The sequence below is a fragment of the Blautia acetigignens genome, from assembly GCF_025566865.1.
Lineage (GTDB): Bacteria > Bacillota > Clostridia > Lachnospirales > Lachnospiraceae > Blautia_A > Blautia_A acetigignens.
In genome coordinates this window covers 46,401-66,670 of the sequence record NZ_JAOQJM010000014.1, presented here as the reverse complement: position 1 = coordinate 66,670, position 20,270 = coordinate 46,401, and the positions used below count along the sequence as shown (strand labels likewise).

The window sequence follows — 20,270 nt, the reverse complement described above, 5'->3', positions numbered from 1 at the left end:
TCGCGATACAAGAAAGACAAAGAAGACTGCTGGATGCAGCCTGATTTTGGGGCGGGAATTTTTCCGCCCCATTTTGCGGTTTGTTTTGTGTGAATTCAGACAAGTCAGTATGGGCAGTTACTTATGATTAGGAGGTAAAAACCGTGGCGAAGCAGCTTCGTGAATTAAAGGGAGTAGGGGAGAAAACAGAAAAATTATTTCAGAAGATCGGGATCACCACAACAGACGACCTGCTCCATTACTATCCCAGAAATTACGATGCATATGAGGAACCGGAAGAAATCGGCTCTCTGAAGGAGAACACGGTTGCAGCCATCCGCGCCACCATCACCACAGGCGTGTATGTGAACAAAATCCGCAATCTCCAGGTAATCTCCATCACCGTTGCAGATACCACCGGCCGCCTTGCCGTGGCATGGTTCAATGCCCCTTATCTGAAGAACACTCTGAAAAAAGGCAGCTGCTTCATTCTCCGCGGCAAAGTTTCCCGGAAAAAAGGCCGCCTGGAAATGGAGCATCCGGAAATTTTCACCCCGGCTGCTTACGAGGAAGTTCTGCACAGCATGCAGCCAATCTACGGCCTTACGGCAGGATTAACCAACAAGCTGATCATCAAGCTGATGCACCAGATTCTGGAAGAGCAGAACCTGCAGACAGAATTTCTCCCGGATGAGATCAAGGAATATTATCACCTGGCAGATGACAATTATGCCCTTTCCGCCATCCATTTTCCCGCTAATATGCAGGAACTGCTGGTAGCGAGAAAACGGCTTGTATTTGACGAATTCCTGCTGTTTATCCTGGCTGTGCAGATTCTGAAGGGCAAGACGGAAGAAGCCCCCAATGCCTTTCCCATGAAGCCAGTGTGGACCACGGAGCAGATCATGGAAAACCTGCCCTACAAGCTGACCAGGGCCCAGCTAAACGCCTGGCATGAGATCGAGCGGGATCTTTGCAGCCACACTCTTATGTCCAGACTGGTTCAGGGAGATGTTGGAAGCGGCAAAACCATCCTGTCCTTCCTTGCCATGGTCCTGACCGTGGAAAACGGCTACCAGGCAGCGCTGATGGTGCCCACAGAGGTTCTGGCAAACCAGCACTTCGAGGCCTTTACCAAACTTATGGAGGAACAGGGAATCACCTCCTGCCATCCAGTGCTTCTGACCGGCTCCACCACTCTGAAAGAGAAGCGGCGAATCTACGGAGAGATTGCATCCGGCGAGGCCAACGTGATCATTGGCACCCACGCCCTGATCCAGGAGAAAGTGGTTTACGAAAACCTTGGCCTTGTCATCACAGACGAGCAGCACCGCTTCGGCGTGAAGCAAAGGGAAGCGCTGACCACAAGAGGCAATGCGCCTCACGTTCTGGTTATGAGCGCCACCCCTATTCCCAGGACTCTGGCCATTATTGTATACGGTGACCTGGATATTTCCATCATTGACGAGCTCCCTGCCATGCGTCTTCCTATTAAAAACTGCGTGGTGGGAACCTCCTACCGCCCCAAGGCCTATTCTTTTATTGAGAAACAGATCCGCCAGGGCCGCCAGGCCTACATCATCTGCCCTATGGTAGAGGAAAGCGAGGGCGCAGACGGGGAAAATGTAACGGACTACACCCAGCGGATCCGGGAAATTTTCCCCTCAGATATCACCATCGGCATGCTCCACGGCAAGATGAAGCCCAAGGAAAAAAATCAGATCATGGAACAGTTTGCCAGCGGGGAAATCCAGGTGCTGGTGTCCACCACCGTTGTGGAGGTTGGCGTCAACGTGCCCAATGCCACGGTGATGATGGTAGAGAACGCAGAGCGCTTCGGCCTTGCCCAGCTGCACCAGTTAAGAGGCCGTGTAGGCCGCGGGGAGTATCAGTCCTACTGTATTTTTATGCAGGGAAATGAACAGGAAGAAACCTCCAAGCGACTGGAGATCCTGAACAAATCCAACGACGGATTTTTTATTGCAGGGGAAGACCTGAAGCTTCGCGGCCCCGGCGACCTGTTTGGAATCCGCCAGAGCGGCCAGCTGGAATTTCGCATCGGGGATATTTACCAGGACGCAGATGTGCTGAAAGCTGCCAGTGATGCGGCTGGCGGAATCCTGGAGCTTGACCGGGAACTGACGCTGCCACAGAACGAAATGCTGCGGGAAAGATTGAATTCTTATATGAAATATGACCTTGAAAACCTTGGATTGTAGGCAGTCACGAGGAAATATGCGACGAAAAAAACGGCAAAAAACGAAATTTTTTTGGTAATAACTGTGCAAAGAAACAAAAATTCTCAGGAATTTGGAATTTCAACCCGGGGATTTCGGGAAATAATGAGAGCAGATTTGTATAATTTTACCTATGAACCGAAGAAAAAGGCTTGTCAAGGGGTGATTTTCGGAAACTTGCCAAATTTTCAAAATCGTAGTATCCTAACGAAGAAGCAAGAACGAAGAATATTTTCACCGTCAAGGAGGCTATTATAATGGCTACAAAGAGAACTACAAAAAAGGCAGAAACAATGGCAGCCAAGAAAGCAGCGAAGACTGCTGCAGCACCTGCAGCAGAGGTAAAGGCTGAGCAATCCAAGGCAGAGGCTGTTAAGACCGCTGTTGTAGAAACTGTAAAGGCAGCTACAGAGACTGTTAAAGCTGCAACAGAGACAGTTAAAGAGACCGCTAAGGAAGCTGTGAAAGAGACAGCAAAAGCTGCACCTGCAAAGGAAGCTGCTCCGAAAGCTGAGGCTAAGAAGCCTGTAAGAAGAACAAAGAAAGCCGCTGCAGCAGCAACAGCAGAAGTTTATTTCCAGTACTTAGGCAAGGAATTTGCTTCCAAAGATCTGGTGTCTGATGTTAAGAAAGCTTGGATAGAGATGACCGGAAAGAAAGAAGAAGACATCCAGGATATTAAAGTTTACGTAAAACCAGAAGAGAACAAGGCATACTATGTAGTAAACGGTGAAGCAGAGGGACATTACATCGAACTGTAATTTTTCCTTAAACTGGAAGCTTCGGGGAATCTGTGAAGACAGACGCTCCGGGGCTTTTTTTATGCCTGAAACAGAGCGGATGATTTTTCAAACATGCTCTGGACAAACAGGTGTAAATACGATAAAATATTAAAATGTAACGAAATTTTTTCTTTACATTGCAGGCAATCCCACAACCCCTGTGATCCAGGGGTTGTTTTTATGATATTACTTATTCAGAAAGGAAAAACTATGTTTAACGAAATTGACTTCAGCAAAATAGATACCGCTGGCGCGCCGCCTACAGATGATGCCGGCCGCCAGTATTATTACATGGCCAAGCTTGCCACTATGGTTACCCTCAAGGAGCAGGAACTTGGACGCCCTATCACCTATTGTCTCCAGACCTTTGGCTGTCAGATGAACGAGAAGCAGTCCGAGGTAGTAGCCGGAATCATGGACGAGATCGGCTTTAAGAGACAGGACACAGAGAACGCCGACGTTGTTATCTACAACACCTGTACCGTCCGTGAGAACGCCAATCTGAAGGTATACGGACGTCTTGGCAAGCTTCACAGCCTGAAGAAATCCAACCCGGATATGAAGATCGCCCTTTTCGGCTGCATGATGCAGGAGAAACAGGTGGTGGACAAGATCCAGAAGGACTATCCATTTGTCAATCTGGTATTCGGAACCCACAATATTTTCAAGTTCGCCGAGCTGTTCTATGAGATGGAGAACCGTGACAGCCAGCTGATCGACATCTGGGAAGGCACCGACAAGATTGTGGAAGAGCTTCCTACAGAACGCAATTACTCTTTCAAATCCGGCGTCAACATTATGTTCGGCTGCAACAATTTCTGCAGTTACTGTATCGTACCTTACGTAAGAGGCCGGGAGAGAAGCCGTGAGCCGGAGGCCATTGTGAAAGAAATCGAGGCACTGGTGGCAGATGGCGTGACTGAGGTCATGCTTCTTGGACAGAACGTAAACTCCTACGGCAAGACTCTGAAGAATCCGGTCACTTTTGCCCAGCTTCTTGAGAAGGTTGAGGCAATCGAAGGCCTGAAGAGAATCCGCTTCATGACCTCCCACCCGAAGGATCTTTCTGACGAGCTCATCGAGTACATGGGAAAAAGCAAGAAGGTCTGCCATCACCTTCACCTTCCCATGCAGTCCGGCAGCAGCCGTATTCTGAAGGTGATGAACCGTCACTATGACAAGGAGAAATACCTTGGTCTGGTTGAGAAGATCCGTAAGGCAGTGCCGGATATTTCCCTAACTACGGATATTATCGTAGGCTTCCCAGGCGAGACCGAGGAGGATTTTCAGGAGACTCTGGATGTGGTGGAGAAATCCTGCTTTGACACTGCATTTACCTTTATCTATTCCAAGAGAAGCGGCACCCCTGCAGCCAAGATGGAGGATCAGGTGCCGGAGGATGTGGTAAAAGACCGTTTCGATCGTCTTCTGAAACTAGTTCAGGAGAAAGGAAGAGAGGCTTCCTCCAGATTTGAGGGCGAAGTGCAGGAAGTTCTGGTAGAGACCGAGAGCAAGGAGAAGGGCATTTTCACAGGAAGAACCCAGTACAATCTTCTGGTACACTTCCCGGGAACCCCGGATCTTCTTGGCAAATATATCAATGTAAGACTGGATACCTGCAAGGGCTTCTACTATATGGGAACTCAGGTGTAAGTTGATTACTTCATAGCAAAAAATCACATAAATTTCCTGGAAATGGTTGCAATTTTGTATAAAATAGTGCAAAATAGAAAATAACAAACACTCATGGGAAAGGCGGCACCGTATATGTTGAAAGAACTGTGCGGAAGGTTTTATTCACTACTCAAGAAAGAAGCAGCTCATGAGAATGAACCCCAGCGTATCCTGTTTCTCCTTCGGAATATCATGCTGCTTCTTGGACTGTATTTTCTTATCTTTCCACTGGTAATGTGCCTGGTAAGTCCACGGACAAGAGGGTGGATCGGATATGTGTTTGCAGTGCTGGCAGCGTTGATCTTTTTCGGAACCTACAGGCTTCGGGTACGTACCGGCGTAGTGATGTGCGTGACACTGCAGCTGGCGTGGGTTGTGATCTTTATCCTGATGTATGGCTGGGACTGCGGTATTCAGCACCTGATGTTTGAGATGCTGGTGCTGGTGTATTTTGCCATTTACAATGGGGTGGGATATAAGATCGGATACACGGCGTTTCTGTTTGCTGTGCGGTTTGTGCTGTTTGTTTACTGCAGGAGGAACCAGCCTTATTATGGGCTTACTGAGAACGCAACGGTTGTACTGCAGATTATGAACATGATCCTCTCCTTTGTGCTTATGGGAGTTGTGTGTGCCATGTTCAGCTCCAATGTGGAGTCTGCAGAGAAGAAGCTGGTGCTCTACAATGAGCAGCTGAAGAAGCAGGCTGGCACCGACCCGCTGACCGGGCTCTGGAACCGCCGCCAGATGATGCAGTACATCACAGAGAAGCATCAGAAGGACTCCAATATGGCCTTTACCCTGGGAATGGGTGACATTGATTTCTTTAAGAAAATTAATGACAACTGGGGTCATGACTGCGGGGATGCAGTGCTGGTGTGGATCACCAGGCATATGAGCGAGGTGCTGGGGGAGCATGCCAGGCTTTGCCGTTGGGGCGGAGAGGAGTTTATTTTCTTTTTCCCGGACATGAACGGGGACCAGGTATGCGAGATCTTGAATGTACTGCGTATGCGGCTGGACAACGATCCTTTTGACTGGAAGGGAGAGTGGCTGAAGGTGACCATGACCTTTGGAGTTGAGGAGAATGATTTTTCCTCCAGCATTGATACGCTTCTGAAGAACGTGGATGACAAGCTTTATATGGGAAAGAAACAAGGACGAGACCGGGTGATCTATTAAAGACTGCCTGGCCTTTTTCGTGTGAGGGGCATGCTGGCTGATGTTAGAGCGTGTTTGAAAAAGCATTCCTGCAATCTGCACGCCCCACTTTGCGGTATATTTTGCCCGAATTCAGTTGCCGTAGCCTGCTACGGCGCCCTCATCCGGACAAAATCTCCCACAAATTGTGACGCACATCTTGCAGAAAGCCTTTTTCAAACACGCTCTAGAGAGACTTATATGAAACGGTCTCTCTTATTTTCTGACACTCTTTCTGTATTCGACCGCGGTCATCTGGCAGTGCTTTCGAAAGCTCTGTGCCAGGTAGCTCTGGGAGGAAAATCCGGCCAGGTGGGCGATGGTGGAAATATCGTAGTCCGTATTTTCCAGAAGATCCTTGCACACTTCAATGCGCCTGCGGTTCAGGTAGTTAATAGGCGAGATGCCGTAATACCTGGTGAATTCGTGGCTGAGATAGTATTTGTTCAGATGGGTCAGTTTTGCCAGGGTGTCCAGGGTAATCTCCTGACTGTAGCTGGCGTCCAGATAGCGCTTGACCTGGGCGCACTCCCTGCTTGGATGAAGGGAGGGAACCAGCTGGAATCCGGATACGGTAATCCGCCGCAGCTGCATAATGAGAATAGCCAGGGTATGGCGGCAGATTTCCTCATAGCCTGGATTTTTCTGGTCCAGCTCTGTGAAAAGGGAGTGGAAATAAAACTGCAGGTCCGTCTTTTTCTTCCGGCAGTTAAAAATCTGGAACTCTTTCTGATCGTGAAAAGAGAAACTGATCCCGTCCACGCCTACTGTGAAATAGGAAAGGGGCGCTGCGTTTCTGGAAGTTTCCGTGTGCTGGATGTGGGGATTCACAATGATCAGGTCATCTTTGGAGATGGTGAAGGTTTCGTCCTCGATCACAAATTCCCCGCTTCCTTCCAGCACATAGAACAATTCTGTAAAGGCGTGGGTGTGGGGAATGCTGGGCCAGTCATTTTCATACCGGGAAAGGGAAGCGTTCACAAGAACCGCTTCCTGGGCAAGGGGATTTTCAAAATCGAAGGAAAAAGAGCGTGTACTCATAGCAGCGCCTCCTGAACTATTTTGGTAAAAGTATCACGAAGGATACTGGGAATGAAGGGATCGCAGTGTTCCGTGAATATTATCTGTGAGCAGTTATTGTAAACATACATGCATTCATTCATATAGGCAATAATGTTATGAATAACCTTATCATATCACAGAACAAAAAAGACCGCAAGATTTCTAAAAAGCAAAGCAAGACCTCCGTTGAAATCTGCCTGCGAAACTCTTATTCTAAGAATAGAGATTATAGGCAATTACGCAGCTGCGAAAGCGCTGAATGAGGATAAGATTTTACAACAACGGAGGTACCGAAAATGGAAGCAAAAAAAGGACGTGTTACCATACCAACAAACCTGGATGTGGTAAAAGAGACACTGGATATTATGGACGAGTGGGGCGCAGACGCCATCCGTGACTGCGACGGAACGGAATTTCCCCAGGAACTGAAGGACACCGGAGCGAAGATCTACGCCACTTACTACACCACAAGAAAAGACAACGCCTGGGCAAAAGCCAACCCGGACGAGATCCAGCAGATGTACATTATGAGCTCCTTCCACACCGCAGTTTCTGAGACACTGGAAATTCACCTGATGGATCACCTTTACCCGGATATGCTGAAGGTCAACACCCGTGACGACATTACAAGATGGTGGGAAGTTATAGACCGCACCACAGGCGAAGCAGTGCCGGTAACCGACTGGTCCTACAACGAAGAGACCGGAAATGTGGTAATCACCCCGGCGAAGCTTTTCCATGAGTACACCGTAAGCTTCCTGGCATATATTATGTGGGACCCGGTACATATGTACAACGCAGTGGTAAACGACTGGAAGGACGTAGAGCCCCAGATCACCTTTGATGTGCGCCAGCCAAAGACAAGAGCCCATTCCCTGGAGCGTCTCCGCCGTTTCCTGGACAGCCATCCTTATGTCAATGTGGTTCGCTTCACCACCTTTTTCCATCAGTTCACCCTGATCTTCGATGAGCTGGCACGGGAAAAATATGTGGACTGGTTCGGTTATTCTGCATCAGTCAGCCCTTATGTGCTGGAGCAGTTTGAAAAAGAAGTGGGCTATCCTTTCCGCCCGGAATACATTATCGATCAGGGCTACATGAACAACACCTACCGCATTCCATCCAAAGAATTCAAGGATTTCCAGGCATTCCAGAGAAGAGAAGTTGCCAAGCTTGCCAAAGAGATGGTAGACATTGTCCATGAATACGGCAAAGAGGCCATGATGTTTATGGGCGATCACTGGATCGGTATGGAACCTTTCATGGAGGAGTTTGCATCCATCGGGCTTGATGCCGTAGTGGGAAGCGTTGGAAACGGCGCCACCTTACGTCTGTTTAGCGACATCAAAAATGTAAAATACACAGAAGGCCGTTTCCTTCCTTACTTTTTCCCGGACACCTTCCATGAGGGCGGGGATCCTGTGAAAGAAGCGAAGGTGAACTGGGTAACTGCAAGGCGTGCCATCCTGCGAAGTCCCATCCAGAGAATCGGATACGGCGGATACTTAAAGCTGGCCCTGGAGTTCCCGGATTTTGTCCAGTATATCAAGGAAGTGTGCCAGGAATTCCGCACCCTGTACGACAACATTCAGGGCGTTACCCCTTACTGCGTGAAGCGGGTTGCAGTCTTAAACTGCTGGGGCAAAATGCGTTCCTGGGGCAACCATATGGTTCATCACGCTATTTACCACAAACAGAATTACTCTTATTTCGGTATCATCGAGGCTTTAAGCGGTGCGCCATTTGACGTTTCCTTTATCAGCTTTGATGACATTCTGGCAGATAAGGATCTTCTGAAAAACTTCGACGTTGTGATCAATGTGGGAGACGCAGACACAGCCCAGAGCGGCGGCGAGTACTGGGCCAATGAGACTGTAATTACAGCCGTGAAGGAATTTGTCTATAACGGCGGCGGATTCATCGGCGTTGGGGAGCCAGCAGCCCATCAGTGGCAGGGCAAATACTTCCAGCTGGACGACGTGCTGGGAGTGGAAGAGGAACGAGGCTTCAACTTAAATACAGATAAATACAACTGGGAAGAGCATAAGGATCACTTTATTCTTGCAGACACAGACGGAACCGTGGATTTCGGGGAAGGCAAGAAAAACATTTTTGCGCTTCCGGAAACCACCATTCTGATCCAGAAAGACCAGGAGGTACAGATGGCGGTGAAAACCTTCGGAAAAGGCCGCGGCGTTTACATCAGCGGACTGCCGTATAGCTTTAAGAACAGCCGTGTGCTTTACCGTGCAGTTCTCTGGTCTGCCTCTGCAGAGGAGGAGCTGAACTGCTGGTATTCCACAAACTATAACGTGGAAGTTCATGCATACGTGAAAAACGGCAAATACTGTGTGGTAAATAATACCTATGAGCCACAGGATACGGTGATTTACAGAGGCGATGGCAGCAGCTTTGAACTTCATGTAGAAGCAAACGAAATTAAGTGGTATCAGATCTGATCCAAATAAGCATTGCCCGGGCAGAATGCAGACAGATGTATCTGCCCGGGCACTTTTTTGTCTTTTTATACAGGAGAAAGGTTGCATTTATAAGAGGAATCTTTTAAACTACAGGTAGTATCGTTTTATGAGGTGACAGTTTATATGTATACAGTAGAAGAAATTAAAGAAAAAATCGGAAGCGGTCAATGGACAAGGGCGGATGTAGATACGATTATCGCAGATTTGAAGGCTTCCTCAAAGCTTACTTCCCATGTGGGGGAGATTTATTATTCCAGCTATGGTGTCTTTGCATACAGCTTTCGTGACCGTGTGTATCCTATGCTGGAAATCTGCCAGGAGGCGAAGCTTCTGCTTGGTCCCTCCATGGAAAAAGCTCTGATTTATCTGGCACTGATGCGTCTTTATTTCTGCCTGGGCTTTCTGCCGAAGGTAGTGGAATACGGTCTGAAATATGCAGAATCCGGCTACACTTTGCGTGATTGCCTGAAATCTGTATATAATACCATTGCAGCAACCTTTACAGACTGTGGACTTTATAAAGAGGCAGATATTTATCTGGAGAAAATGCTGGATATTTCCAGGCTGGATCCCTGCGGGCCGGAAGTGGATTTCTGGAATTCTGATTACATGAATGAGTTCGTGTATTATGACAGTAAAGTATATGTGAAGCTTGGAATGGGAGATGTCAAAGGCGCTGAGCAGGCCCTGGAGGGGATCGGAAGACTTCTTGCGTGCGATGATATTTCCGAAGAAGGAAAAAACTTTTTCCGCCTTCAGAGGGAATGCACGGATCTGTATCTGAGAATGCACAAGACGAAGGATATCGCTGCGATTGCAGAAGAATTTAATGAATATATGAGGAAAATGGAGTCCGGAGAGCTTAAGGTGGACTGCCTGAATTTTTGTATTTATAATTTTGGCGAGCTGCTTCAGGTTATGGCGAAGGTGGAGCGCTGGGAGGATATTATCCGCATTGGCAACTTTATAAAGGATGCCCCCAATTTCAGCGGAAGCATTTGCCCGGTTTATAAGGTTATGTGTCAGGCTGCCCGCAGAAGCGAGAAGGAAGAGATCCGAAGCCAGGTGCATAAATATGAGAGAATGTATCTGGAGGCTCTGGAAAAAGAGAAGGAAAACTATGATGAGCTTTTGCGGCTTCTGGCGAAGGAGGAGCTTCGCCTTGTAAACCTGAAGGATACCATGAAAAAGGATCCTCTTACCGGATGCCTGAATAGGGCTGCCTTTGAAAAAAGCAGCAGACGGTTTGTCAGTGAACATAAAAAAGGATGTCTTGCTTTTCTTGACCTTGATTATCTTAAGGAAATCAATGACAGCTATGGGCATGAAGGCGGAGACAGTTATCTTGTATGCTTTGCCGAAAATATGAAACAGGCTCTCAGACTGGATGGTGCCCTGTACCGTTATGCAGGAGATGAGTTTTTGATTCTTGCTTCCGCCAGGGAAGAGGAAATTAAGAGGCGGCTACATTTCATTGTGGAAGAGAACCCGATCAAATTTCATATTAACGGAGATGAACGTAATATCGGTTTTTCTTATGGTATTGTGGCGTTTGAGGAGAAAAATGGAAATGTTGCAGAGCTGGTGAAGGAAGCAGACCGCAGAATGTACCTATGCAAAAAACGAAATCATGAGAGTATTTTAAAAGAGGCAAAAACGAAATGATTACGCAGGGAAATATCATACATTTTTATAACAAATATAAGGAAAATTTGGGAACAGAGGCACAGGTGCTTGAGGGGATCCTGAAAGCCCAGGATCAGGAGGCCTGGCTGGGAAAGCTGCGGCAGAAATCCAAGGCTATGCGGCGGCTTTACATTGAGAATGAAACGCTTCTCAATCTGTACATCCGTCCGTTTTTAAGCGGAGAGGTGAAGCTGGACGATGCCCTTGCAGAAGAGCTTTTAAATCAGATCCGGGAAGCCAATAATGAAGGGTATGAGGACGATCTGGCACTTGTGGAGGTGGCAGAGCTGCTGGATGGATATTTTCAGAAAAATAAAAATCTGAATGCCTACATTTGGACCTTGAATCTTCTTGGCAATTTTTATAACAGACCCTTCAGTGTTGAGGACGGAAAAAAGGGTGCCCTTTATTTTAAACGGCTGCGGGAGCTTTCCTGCCATTACTTTGAGATCGAAGACTTTGATGTGAGAAAACGGATTATATTTTCTTATTACAATTATCCCATCACGTTGATGAATTTTAACCTTGTAAATGCCAGGGAGCTTATGCAGCTTATCGATGAGGCACTGGCCTTTTACAATAACGAAGAAGTCCGGGCATTAGATGAAGATAAATTTGATTTTGATGAGCTGATCAAGGAGCTGAATTACGATCTTCTTGGGAATTCTGTGCTTGGATATTCCAGGGAAAACATTGATCCCCAGCTTCTTGAAAGGGCTTCTAAGGTGCTTGGAGAATATTATTCCAGGCAGCTTGAAGAGAACCCCAATCCCTACGAAATGCCGGATGAGATCTACTGCAATTATAAAAGGTGTCTGTTTTTCCAGGGAAAGCTTGACTGCACAAGCTTTATAGAGGATTACATAGGCTATTGCAGGTATTGTATAGAGCATGACACTCTGGACAGCCAGGAGGATGTGGACTTTTCGGACAGCCGTTATTTTCAGGTCGTAGTCAACCACCTTTATAATATTATGGAAACCCTGGATATGTACAAGGATGAATACCACGGACCAGATGATATTAAGGATTACTGCGTAGACGAATATGTGCGTATGATCCGCAGCCTGCCAAGGACAGAGAATGACCAGTTTATCAATGACGTGGTGTGGCGCTCCCTGAGAGAATTTCTGAAGTATCTTTCCAGGGATGAGGTAAGCTCCATGCTTCTTATGAAGGTTATGGTCAGCAGAGATGAGCTTACGGTTATCCACTGTGCCATGGTGGAGCAGATCGCAAGAAGGATCTTAAGCTCAGTGATCCGCAGACAGCCAGAGCTTCTGGTGGGAAGCTGTGGCTGTGCCAATGTGGTAGAGGTGCTGGAAAATCAGGATAAAATCCTGGATTTTGTATCCCAGGCTGCCCAGATTTTTGATGTGGGTAAAATCCAGCTGGCTTCTATTATAAATAAGCAGACTCGCCAGCTGACTGCGCGGGAGATGGAGCGGATTTACTGTCATCCTGCAAACGGAGTGAAGCTTCTTGCGGAAATTCCGGCTCTTCAGAAGTATAATGATATCATTCTCGGACATCACAAGTCCTGGGATGGCAAAATGGGATATCCAAAGGACTTTGATAACTGTGCTTCCAAGGAGCGCTTTCTCATTGAAATCTTTCACGTGAGCGATGGAATGGATGCAGCTACAGATTTTATAGGGAGAAGCTACAAGAGCAATAAAAAGATAGCACAGGTGATAGAGGAGCTGGCCTACGGCAAGGGTACCTGGTATTGTCCGGAGCTTGTGGAGCTGATCCAAAATGACAAGGAACTGCAGGCGGATCTTGCTTATCTGGTGGGAACCGGCAGACTTCGTACCAGCTGCTCTGTTTATGGAAGTGCAGTGGAGGATGGAAAGGCAGAGAAAATCCGCTCTGCCATTAATATTGAGAAGTGGGAAATGCTTGAGGAGCAGGAGGACGAGGACGATAACATTCTGGATTTCCTTCACAAAAGCGGAAGTGAAAACCGCCAGCTTCTTCGCGCACTTGCCAGAAATTCCCTGATTATCCTGTATGTGGATATGATGTCCGGGGAGTATAAGGTTTCCTACAGAGGAAGCCAGAGGCTTCTGGATGAAAAAATCCCGGATGGCCATTATGTGGATTTCCTAAAGGACTATCTGTCCCCTAATCTTGATCCCAAAGACTGGGACAGGATCCGTCTGAAAATCAAGCTGTCGGAGCTTTCCCATACGTTTCTGGAGCAGGAAGGAAGCTATGAGTGTGAGGCCAGGGTAAAGGTCAGAGAAAGGTACAGGTGGGTGCGCTTTCAGTTTATCCGTCTGGATGAAGGAAATGTTATGCCAAGGATGATGACCATAATCGCAACGGACGTTCAGGAGAGCCACAGCAGAAATGAGCAGCTGATGGCCGGCTTAAAGGCAGCATACCAGTCCGCAGAGGAAGCGAATAAGGCCAAGAGTGTGTTCCTGAACAGTATGTCTCACGACATCCGTACACCTATGAACGGAATCCTGGGTATGACCCAGATTGCCATGAATCATCTGGAGGATCCAAAGCGGGTTCTGGACTGTCTGCGCAAGATTGATGATTCCTCCAGGCACCTTCTTGGGCTTATTAATGAGGTGCTTGACATGTCCAAAATCGAAAGCGGCAGTACAGTTCTTCGGAAAGAGCCCCTGTGCCTGACGAAGACTATGGAGATCGTAGACGGAGTCTGCAGGCCCTCATCCATGGAAAAGCATCAGAGCTTTGTGATGGATATAGAGGGCATCTGCGATGATTACGTAATAGCAGACCCGGTAAGGCTTCGTCAGATCCTGATCAACCTGATCTCAAATGCTGTGAAGTATACCCCTGAAAACGGACAGGTTCTGGTGAAGGTATCCCAGGAAAGCCATCTTGTGAAGGGAGAAGCCAGATATACCTTTGTGGTAGAGGATAATGGGATCGGTATGTCTGAAAAGTTCCTGGAAAAGCTGTTTGAGCCATTTTCCAGGGAGGATAACAGCATGACCGATGCCACCCAGGGAACCGGACTTGGGCTTTCCATTGCCAAATCCATTATCAACCAGATGGGCGGAACCATTGAGGTTACAAGCTGCCAGGGAAAGGGTACCACCTTTGTTGTACAGCTGGATCTGGAGCTGGCAGATAAGGAGAAGCGTAAAGAGGAGCAGGCAGCTGCCCATAAGGAAAAGCGCAGCAGGGCAAAGGACAAAAGCTTCCTTAAGGGGCATAGAATCATGCTGGTTGAAGACAATGAGCTGAACCGGGAAATCGCCTACGAGCTGCTGTCTGAGCAGGGACTGATCGTGGATGCTGTGGAGAACGGAAGGGAAGCACTGGAGCTTCTTAAGCAGCAGCCGGAAAACTTCTATGAGCTGATCTTTATGGATATCCAGATGCCGGTAATGAACGGCTATGAGGCAACCAGAAGCATCCGGGCAGGGGAAAGCTCTTACTGGAAAAAGCTTCCCATAATTGCCATGACTGCCAACGTATTCCAGGAGGATGAGCGTAAGGCAGCTGAATGTGGTATGAACGGGTATGTAACCAAGCCCGTTGATATGGAGATTATTTATTCCGTGCTTGAAAAATGGCTGCCAGGGATTTATAATAGCTGATGCGCGGCTGGCGCAGATAGGGAGCGATAGAGTTGAAGAAAAACAAATATGAAATTGATATGTGCAACGGAACCATTATGGATAAGCTGATTTCTTTTGCCCTTCCTTTGATGGTTTCCGGTATTTTGCAGCTGATGTTTAATGCGGTGGACATTATTGTGGTGGGGCGGTTTTCCGGCAGTCAGGCACTTGCTGCAGTAGGTTCCACTACAGCCCTGATCAATGTGTTTACCAATCTTTTCATTGGTGTTTCTCTGGGTGCCAATGTTCTGGCGGCAAGGTTTTATGCAGCCGGAAAGGATAAGGAGATGTCAGAGACGGTCCATACAGCTATTACGCTGGCACTGGTCAGCGGTGTTGTGATGGCAGTGATTGGGCTTGTTTTTTCCAGATGGGCCCTGGAGATAATGGGGACGCCTGCAGATGTTATTGACCAGTCCTCCTTATATATGAGGATTTATTTTCTTGGTATGCCCTTTTTTATGGTGTATAACTATGGAGCTGCTATTCTTCGTGCAGTGGGAGATACCAAGCGGCCGCTGATGTTTCTGATAGTAGCCGGGGTGATTAATGCGGTTCTGAATATGTTTCTTGTCATCGCCTTTCACATGGGTGTGGCAGGTGTTGCCATTGCCACAGTGATCTCACAGATGATTTCCTGCCTTTTGGTGCTAAGATGCCTGTATAAGACAGATAGCAGCTATCAGCTGCGTTTTTCCAGGCTGTGTATGAAGAAATTTTATCTGGCGCAGATTTTTCAGGTGGGAATTCCGGCGGGAATCCAGAGCACGGTTATTAACTTTTCCAATGCTCTGCTTCAGTCCTCTGTAAATTCCTTTGGCTCCACGGCCATGGCAGGATATACGGCAGCCAACAATGTGCTGGGCTTCCTTTATGCCTCTGTAAATGCTGTGACCCAGGCATGTATGAGCTTTACCAGCCAGAATTACGGTGTGGGGAAATATAAACGTATGGACAGGGTGCTTCTGGACTGCGGGATTTTGTCCTTTGTGATCGCGTTTGTGCTGGGTTGCGGCTCTTACATATTCGGCGGTGAGATTCTGAAGATTTATACAGAGGATCCGGAGGTAATCCGCTGCGGCGTGGAGATCCTTTCCATTACCACAGTGCCTTATTTCCTCTGCGGTATCATGGATCTTTTCCCGGGAGCCCTCCGCGGAATGGGACATTCCGGCGTGCCCATGATTCTTTCCATTATCGGTACGGTGGGTACCCGAATTGTGTGGATCTTCTGGATCTTCCCACAGAACCGTTCCCTCTACACCCTTTTCATCTCCTACCCAGCCTCCTGGGCCATCACCATTGTGATGCAGGTGATCTGCTTCATCTTCGTAAGGCGGACGGTACATGGACAGCTGAAAAGGAATGTGGCGTAAAGAGATTACGGGAATGCTGCCGGGTGGCGGCGATAGGATATATGATTTTACAGAAGGATTGCAGTTGGCTTCATCTGAGATTGAGAGGTGGAGCGCTGGGGTCCTTCTTTTATTTTGCGTTGGAAAGGGAATTGACGGAATATTTGAATGTGACTATAATAACCTGAGAAATATCCGGCGCATGGAAGAGAGAGGAAAAATTGTATCCATGATAGAAGACAAGATAAAATATGACATAAGGAGCGTGGTGTGGGATGAATGATATGAAAAGGCTTTTGAGGTATGCGGGGCCGTATCGGAGGGATATGGTGCTGGGGGCGGTGCTGGTTCTGATTGAGACTTGCTTTGAATTGTTTATTCCCATTATGATCGCGGACCTGATCGATGTGGGAGTGGCAAATCATGACCTTTCTTATGTTTACCAAAAAGGAGTTCAGATGATTCTGTGTGCGTTGATGGCGCTGATTACCGGGCTTTTGTATGCGCACTTTGCTGCGAAGGCGGCTTATGGATGGGGCGCAGAGATTCGGAAGGCGGAGTATGAGAAGGTGCAGCAGTATGCATTTTCCAACCTGGATCATTTCGCAGTGTCCTCTTTGATCACAAGAATGACTACGGATGTAACGGTGCTTCAGAATATGGTAAATGCAGGATTTCGTCCGGTGACAAGGGGCCCGTCCCTTCTGGTAATGGGAATTGTGCTTTCCTTCTGGATGAATCCAAAGCTGGCAGTTGTATTTCTTGTGTGCCTCCCGGTTCTGGGCAGCGTGCTTTTCTGGATCGTGTCAAAAGTAGCACCCATGTACACAAGGCTTCAGAGCATTATGGACAGACTGAACCGGGTGGTTCAGGAAGGCCTCACTGCCATCCGTGCGGTGAAGGCCTTTGTCAGGGACGAATATGAGGAAGAGAAATTCGCGGAGGTCAACACAGATCTGACCAGCTCCAGCGAGACTACCTTCCACTATGCGGTGCTGAACCTGCCTGCTTTCCAGGCGGTGATGTACAGCGCCATTGTGCTGATCATGTGGTTTGGAGGAAATATGATCCTGAAATCCAATCTGGCAGTAGGTGACCTGACTGGATTTTTAAGCTATGTGATGCAGGTCATGAACTCCCTGATGATGATTGCCAACGTGTTCCTTCTGCTTACCCGTTCCCTTGCCAGCGCTCACCGTATTGCAGAAGTGCTGGACGAACAGGTGGAACTGACTTCCCCGGAAAACGGACTGGAGCAGGTAGCAGACGGAAGTATTGACTTTCAGGATGTTTCTTTTAAATATCACAAGGATGCCCGGGAGTTTGCCCTGTCCGGGGTGAATCTTCACATTCCATCTGGTCAGACAGTAGGAATCCTGGGTGGTACCGGTGCCTCCAAAACCACGCTGGTACAGCTGATTCCAAGGCTCTATGATGCGTCCGAGGGAGCGGTGTACGTAGGCGGACAGGATGTGCGGGATTATGAGATTCATTCCTTAAGGGATGCGGTGAGCATTATCCTGCAGAAAAATGTGCTGTTCTTTGGAACGGTGCGTGACAACCTGAAATGGGGAAATCCAGAGGCGACAGATGAGGAAATCTGGGAGGCCTGCCGGGCTGCGTGCGCAGATGAGTTCCTGAACCGGATGCCAGATGGTCTGGATACCATGCTGGAGCAGGGCGCAGGCAACCTTTCCGGTGGCCAGAAGCAGAGACTTTGTATCGCGAGAGCGCTGGTGGGAAAGGCGAAGATTTTGATTTTTGATGATTCCACAAGCGCGGTAGATACTGCAACGGAGAAAAAAATCCGGGAGACGCTGGCGAAGCGGAAGGATGTGACCAAGATTATTATTGCCCAGAGGATTACCTCTGTGATGAACACAGACCAGATTGTAATCCTGGAGGATGGAAAGGTGCACTGCACAGGAACTCATAAGGAACTGCTGGCTCACGACCCGATTTATCAGGAAATTTACAGATCCCAGATGAGCGGGGCGCAGGAGAACGAGATGGAGCACAGCGCTGCAAAGAAAGCGGATCAGCAGGAAAATAAGATAGAGCAGAGTGCTGCAAAGGCAGAGCGCGGCGGCGTGCAGGTGAAAGGAGGGACAACAGATGGCAGCGAAAACTTACAGCGGTAAGAAACCGGAAAACATGAAAAAGACGGTGGGCTATTTTCTCTCCTATATGGGACGGCATAAGCGGATGCTGTTTGTAGTAGCAGTGTTGGTATCGGTAAGCGCATTGTGCAATTTGCTTGGTACTTATATGATCCGCCCGGTAGTCAATGGCCTGGCAGATGGAAATGTCAGCACTCTTTTGAAAGGCGTTCTGACTGCGGCGGGGATTTTTGCTACAGGTGCGCTGGCGGCATGGGGATATTCCCAGACCATGGTGAAAGCCTCCCAGCGGATTCTGTTTGATATCCGACGGGATCTGTTCTCCCATATTCAGACCTTGCCGTTGAAGTTCTTCGACACAAACGGACACGGCGACATTATGAGTCTTTTCACCAACGATATTGATACCATCTCCGATGCGCTGAACAACAGCTTTGCAATGGTGATCCAGAGCTTTATCCAGATGGTGGGAACCCTGACCATTCTTTATGTGCTGAACTGGCGGCTATCTATTATTGTGACCGCGTGTTACGGCATTATGCTGTGGTATATTCGGTTCAGCGGAGGTAGGAGCAAGGTTTATTACGCCAAGCAGCAGAATAGCCTTGGTGCGTTAAACAGCTATATTGAGGAGATGATCAGCGGGCAGAAGGTGGTAAAGGTGTTTAACCACGAGGAAGCCAGCTTCCAGGAATTCTGTGAAAAAAACGAAGCCCTACGCAAGGCTGGTACAGGGGCCCAAGGTTATGCGGCGACTATGGTTCCGGTGGTGGTAAGTATTTCTTATATCAACTGTGCCATTGTGGCAGTGCTCGGCGGCCTTCTGGCTCTGCAGGGAAAAGCAGACTTGGGAAGCCTTGCCAGCTATCTGGTGTTTGTCCGCCAGGCGGCTCTGCCCATCAATCAGTTCACCCAGCAGAGCAACTTCCTTCTGGCTGCGCTGGCGGGTGCGGAGCGTGTGTTTAAGGTGATGGATCTGGAGCCGGAAGTTGATGAAGGTAAAGTAGAACTGGTGCAGATGGAAGTTCCGAATAAAATCGAAAGTGGCTGTTTGGACTCCAAATATGAGAAAAAAGCCATGGAAAAAGAAATTGGAAGTACAGTTCCAGCATGGGAAAATGGTACATTCGGGAAGGAAAAAACTGGAGAGAATGACGCAGAAAGGGGGAAAAATCCTCTGCGAAATGTGTCAGGAAATGCCTGGGCGTGGAAGAAGCCAGGTGGGGAGTTGGTGCCTCTTCGAGGGGATGTACGGTTTGAGCATGTGGACTTCGGTTATGATGAGAATCGGATGATTCTGAAGGATATCAGCCTGTATGCGAAGCCAGGACAGAAGATTGCCTTTGTAGGCTCCACGGGAGCAGGAAAAACCACCATTACCAATCTGATCAACCGTTTCTATGATGTGCAGGGTGGATCGGTTGTTTATGACGGAATTGACGTGCGGGACATCAGCAAGACATCCCTGCGCCATTCTCTTGGAATTGTATTGCAGGACACCCATCTGTTTACAGGAACGGTGGCGGACAATATCCGGTTTGGAAAACTGGATGCTACCCAGGAGGAAATTGAACGGGCGGCGAAGATTGCCAACGCAGATTCTTTTATCCGCCGTTTGCCACAGGGATATGACACGATGGTAACCTCTGACGGCGCCCATCTTTCCCAGGGCCAGAGACAGCTTCTTGCCATTGCCAGGGCCGCTGTGGCAGACCCGCCAGTGCTGATCCTGGATGAGGCGACCTCGTCAGTAGATACCCGTACGGAGGCGCTGATCGAGAAAGGAATGGATCAGCTGATGGAGGGCAGGACGGTATTCGTTATCGCTCACAGATTGAGTACGGTACGTAATTCCAATGCGATTATGGTGTTGGAGCAGGGAAAAATCGTAGAGCGTGGGGATCATGAGGATCTGCTACAGCAGAAAGGGAAATATTATCAGTTGTATCATGGGATGTTTGAATTGAGTTGATGGGGACAGAAAAATGGGAATAACAGATTTGAACCGAAGTAGGAAAAAGGAAAAGCGGCTTTGAGGTTGTAGTATAAGGATACTTGTAGAAAGTGAAAACAGAAGAAGAACAGGA

The 20,270-nt window shown here is 48.1% G+C and carries 12 protein-coding genes and 1 pseudogene; 12 read left to right on the top strand and 1 reads right to left on the bottom strand.

The window, feature by feature from the left end; genetic code table 11:
* The first annotated feature begins 143 nt into the window (after positions 1-143).
* The 5 genes and pseudogenes from recG to OCV70_RS19895 all read left to right on the top strand — a co-directional run.
* Positions 144-2,198, top strand: a complete 2,055-nt coding sequence (gene recG / locus OCV70_RS14750) for an ATP-dependent DNA helicase RecG (protein ID WP_021925290.1) — start codon at positions 144-146, stop codon at positions 2,196-2,198.
* A gap of 275 nt (positions 2,199-2,473) precedes the next feature.
* Positions 2,474-2,977, top strand: coding sequence for a DUF6465 family protein (locus tag OCV70_RS14745; RefSeq protein WP_117851823.1), 504 nt, complete (start codon positions 2,474-2,476; stop codon positions 2,975-2,977).
* Between the two features lie 201 nt (positions 2,978-3,178).
* A complete protein-coding gene (gene miaB / locus OCV70_RS14740) occupies positions 3,179-4,651 on the top strand; it encodes a tRNA (N6-isopentenyl adenosine(37)-C2)-methylthiotransferase MiaB (RefSeq protein ID WP_330385742.1) in 1,473 nt (490 codons plus the stop codon).
* 114 nt (positions 4,652-4,765) lie between these two features.
* A complete protein-coding gene (locus OCV70_RS14735; RefSeq protein WP_021925287.1) occupies positions 4,766-5,854 on the top strand; it encodes a GGDEF domain-containing protein in 1,089 nt (362 codons plus the stop codon).
* A 30-nt stretch (positions 5,855-5,884) separates the two neighbouring features.
* Positions 5,885-6,019: pseudogene (locus OCV70_RS19895) on the top strand (DUF6783 domain-containing protein); the annotation flags it as partial.
* A 69-nt stretch (positions 6,020-6,088) separates the two neighbouring features.
* On the opposite strand, the gene OCV70_RS14730 reads toward OCV70_RS19895, so the two are convergent.
* A complete protein-coding gene (locus OCV70_RS14730) occupies positions 6,089-6,913 on the bottom strand; it encodes a helix-turn-helix transcriptional regulator (RefSeq protein WP_021926436.1) in 825 nt (274 codons plus the stop codon).
* A gap of 317 nt (positions 6,914-7,230) precedes the next feature.
* Here OCV70_RS14730 and gnpA point away from each other — a divergent pair, with 317 nt between their 5' ends.
* From gnpA to OCV70_RS14695, 7 genes are all read left to right on the top strand, one after another.
* A complete protein-coding gene (gnpA, locus tag OCV70_RS14725) occupies positions 7,231-9,393 on the top strand; it encodes a 1,3-beta-galactosyl-N-acetylhexosamine phosphorylase (protein ID WP_021926435.1) in 2,163 nt (720 codons plus the stop codon).
* A 144-nt stretch (positions 9,394-9,537) separates the two neighbouring features.
* Complete coding sequence (locus OCV70_RS14720; protein WP_021926434.1) at positions 9,538-11,079, top strand: GGDEF domain-containing protein; 1,542 nt, start codon at positions 9,538-9,540, stop codon at positions 11,077-11,079.
* Positions 11,076-14,687: an ATP-binding protein gene (locus OCV70_RS14715; protein ID WP_021926433.1), complete on the top strand. Its 3,612-nt coding sequence runs from the start codon at positions 11,076-11,078 to the stop codon at positions 14,685-14,687. The genes OCV70_RS14720 and OCV70_RS14715 overlap by 4 nt, the downstream gene beginning before the upstream one ends.
* A 59-nt stretch (positions 14,688-14,746) precedes the next feature.
* Complete coding sequence (locus OCV70_RS14710; protein ID WP_195587494.1) at positions 14,747-16,084, top strand: MATE family efflux transporter; 1,338 nt, start codon at positions 14,747-14,749, stop codon at positions 16,082-16,084.
* A complete protein-coding gene (locus tag OCV70_RS14705; protein ID WP_147342998.1) occupies positions 16,074-16,346 on the top strand; it encodes a hypothetical protein in 273 nt (90 codons plus the stop codon). The genes OCV70_RS14710 and OCV70_RS14705 overlap by 11 nt, the downstream gene beginning before the upstream one ends.
* Position 16,347: 1 nt before the next feature.
* The gene (locus OCV70_RS14700) at positions 16,348-18,204 is read left to right on the top strand and encodes an ABC transporter ATP-binding protein (RefSeq protein WP_334292269.1); all 1,857 of its coding nucleotides are present in this window, start codon (positions 16,348-16,350) and stop codon (positions 18,202-18,204) included.
* Positions 18,179-20,155: an ABC transporter ATP-binding protein gene (locus OCV70_RS14695; RefSeq protein ID WP_021926428.1), complete on the top strand. Its 1,977-nt coding sequence runs from the start codon at positions 18,179-18,181 to the stop codon at positions 20,153-20,155. Before OCV70_RS14700 ends, OCV70_RS14695 begins: the two co-directional genes overlap by 26 nt.
* Positions 20,156-20,270 lie beyond the last annotated feature (115 nt).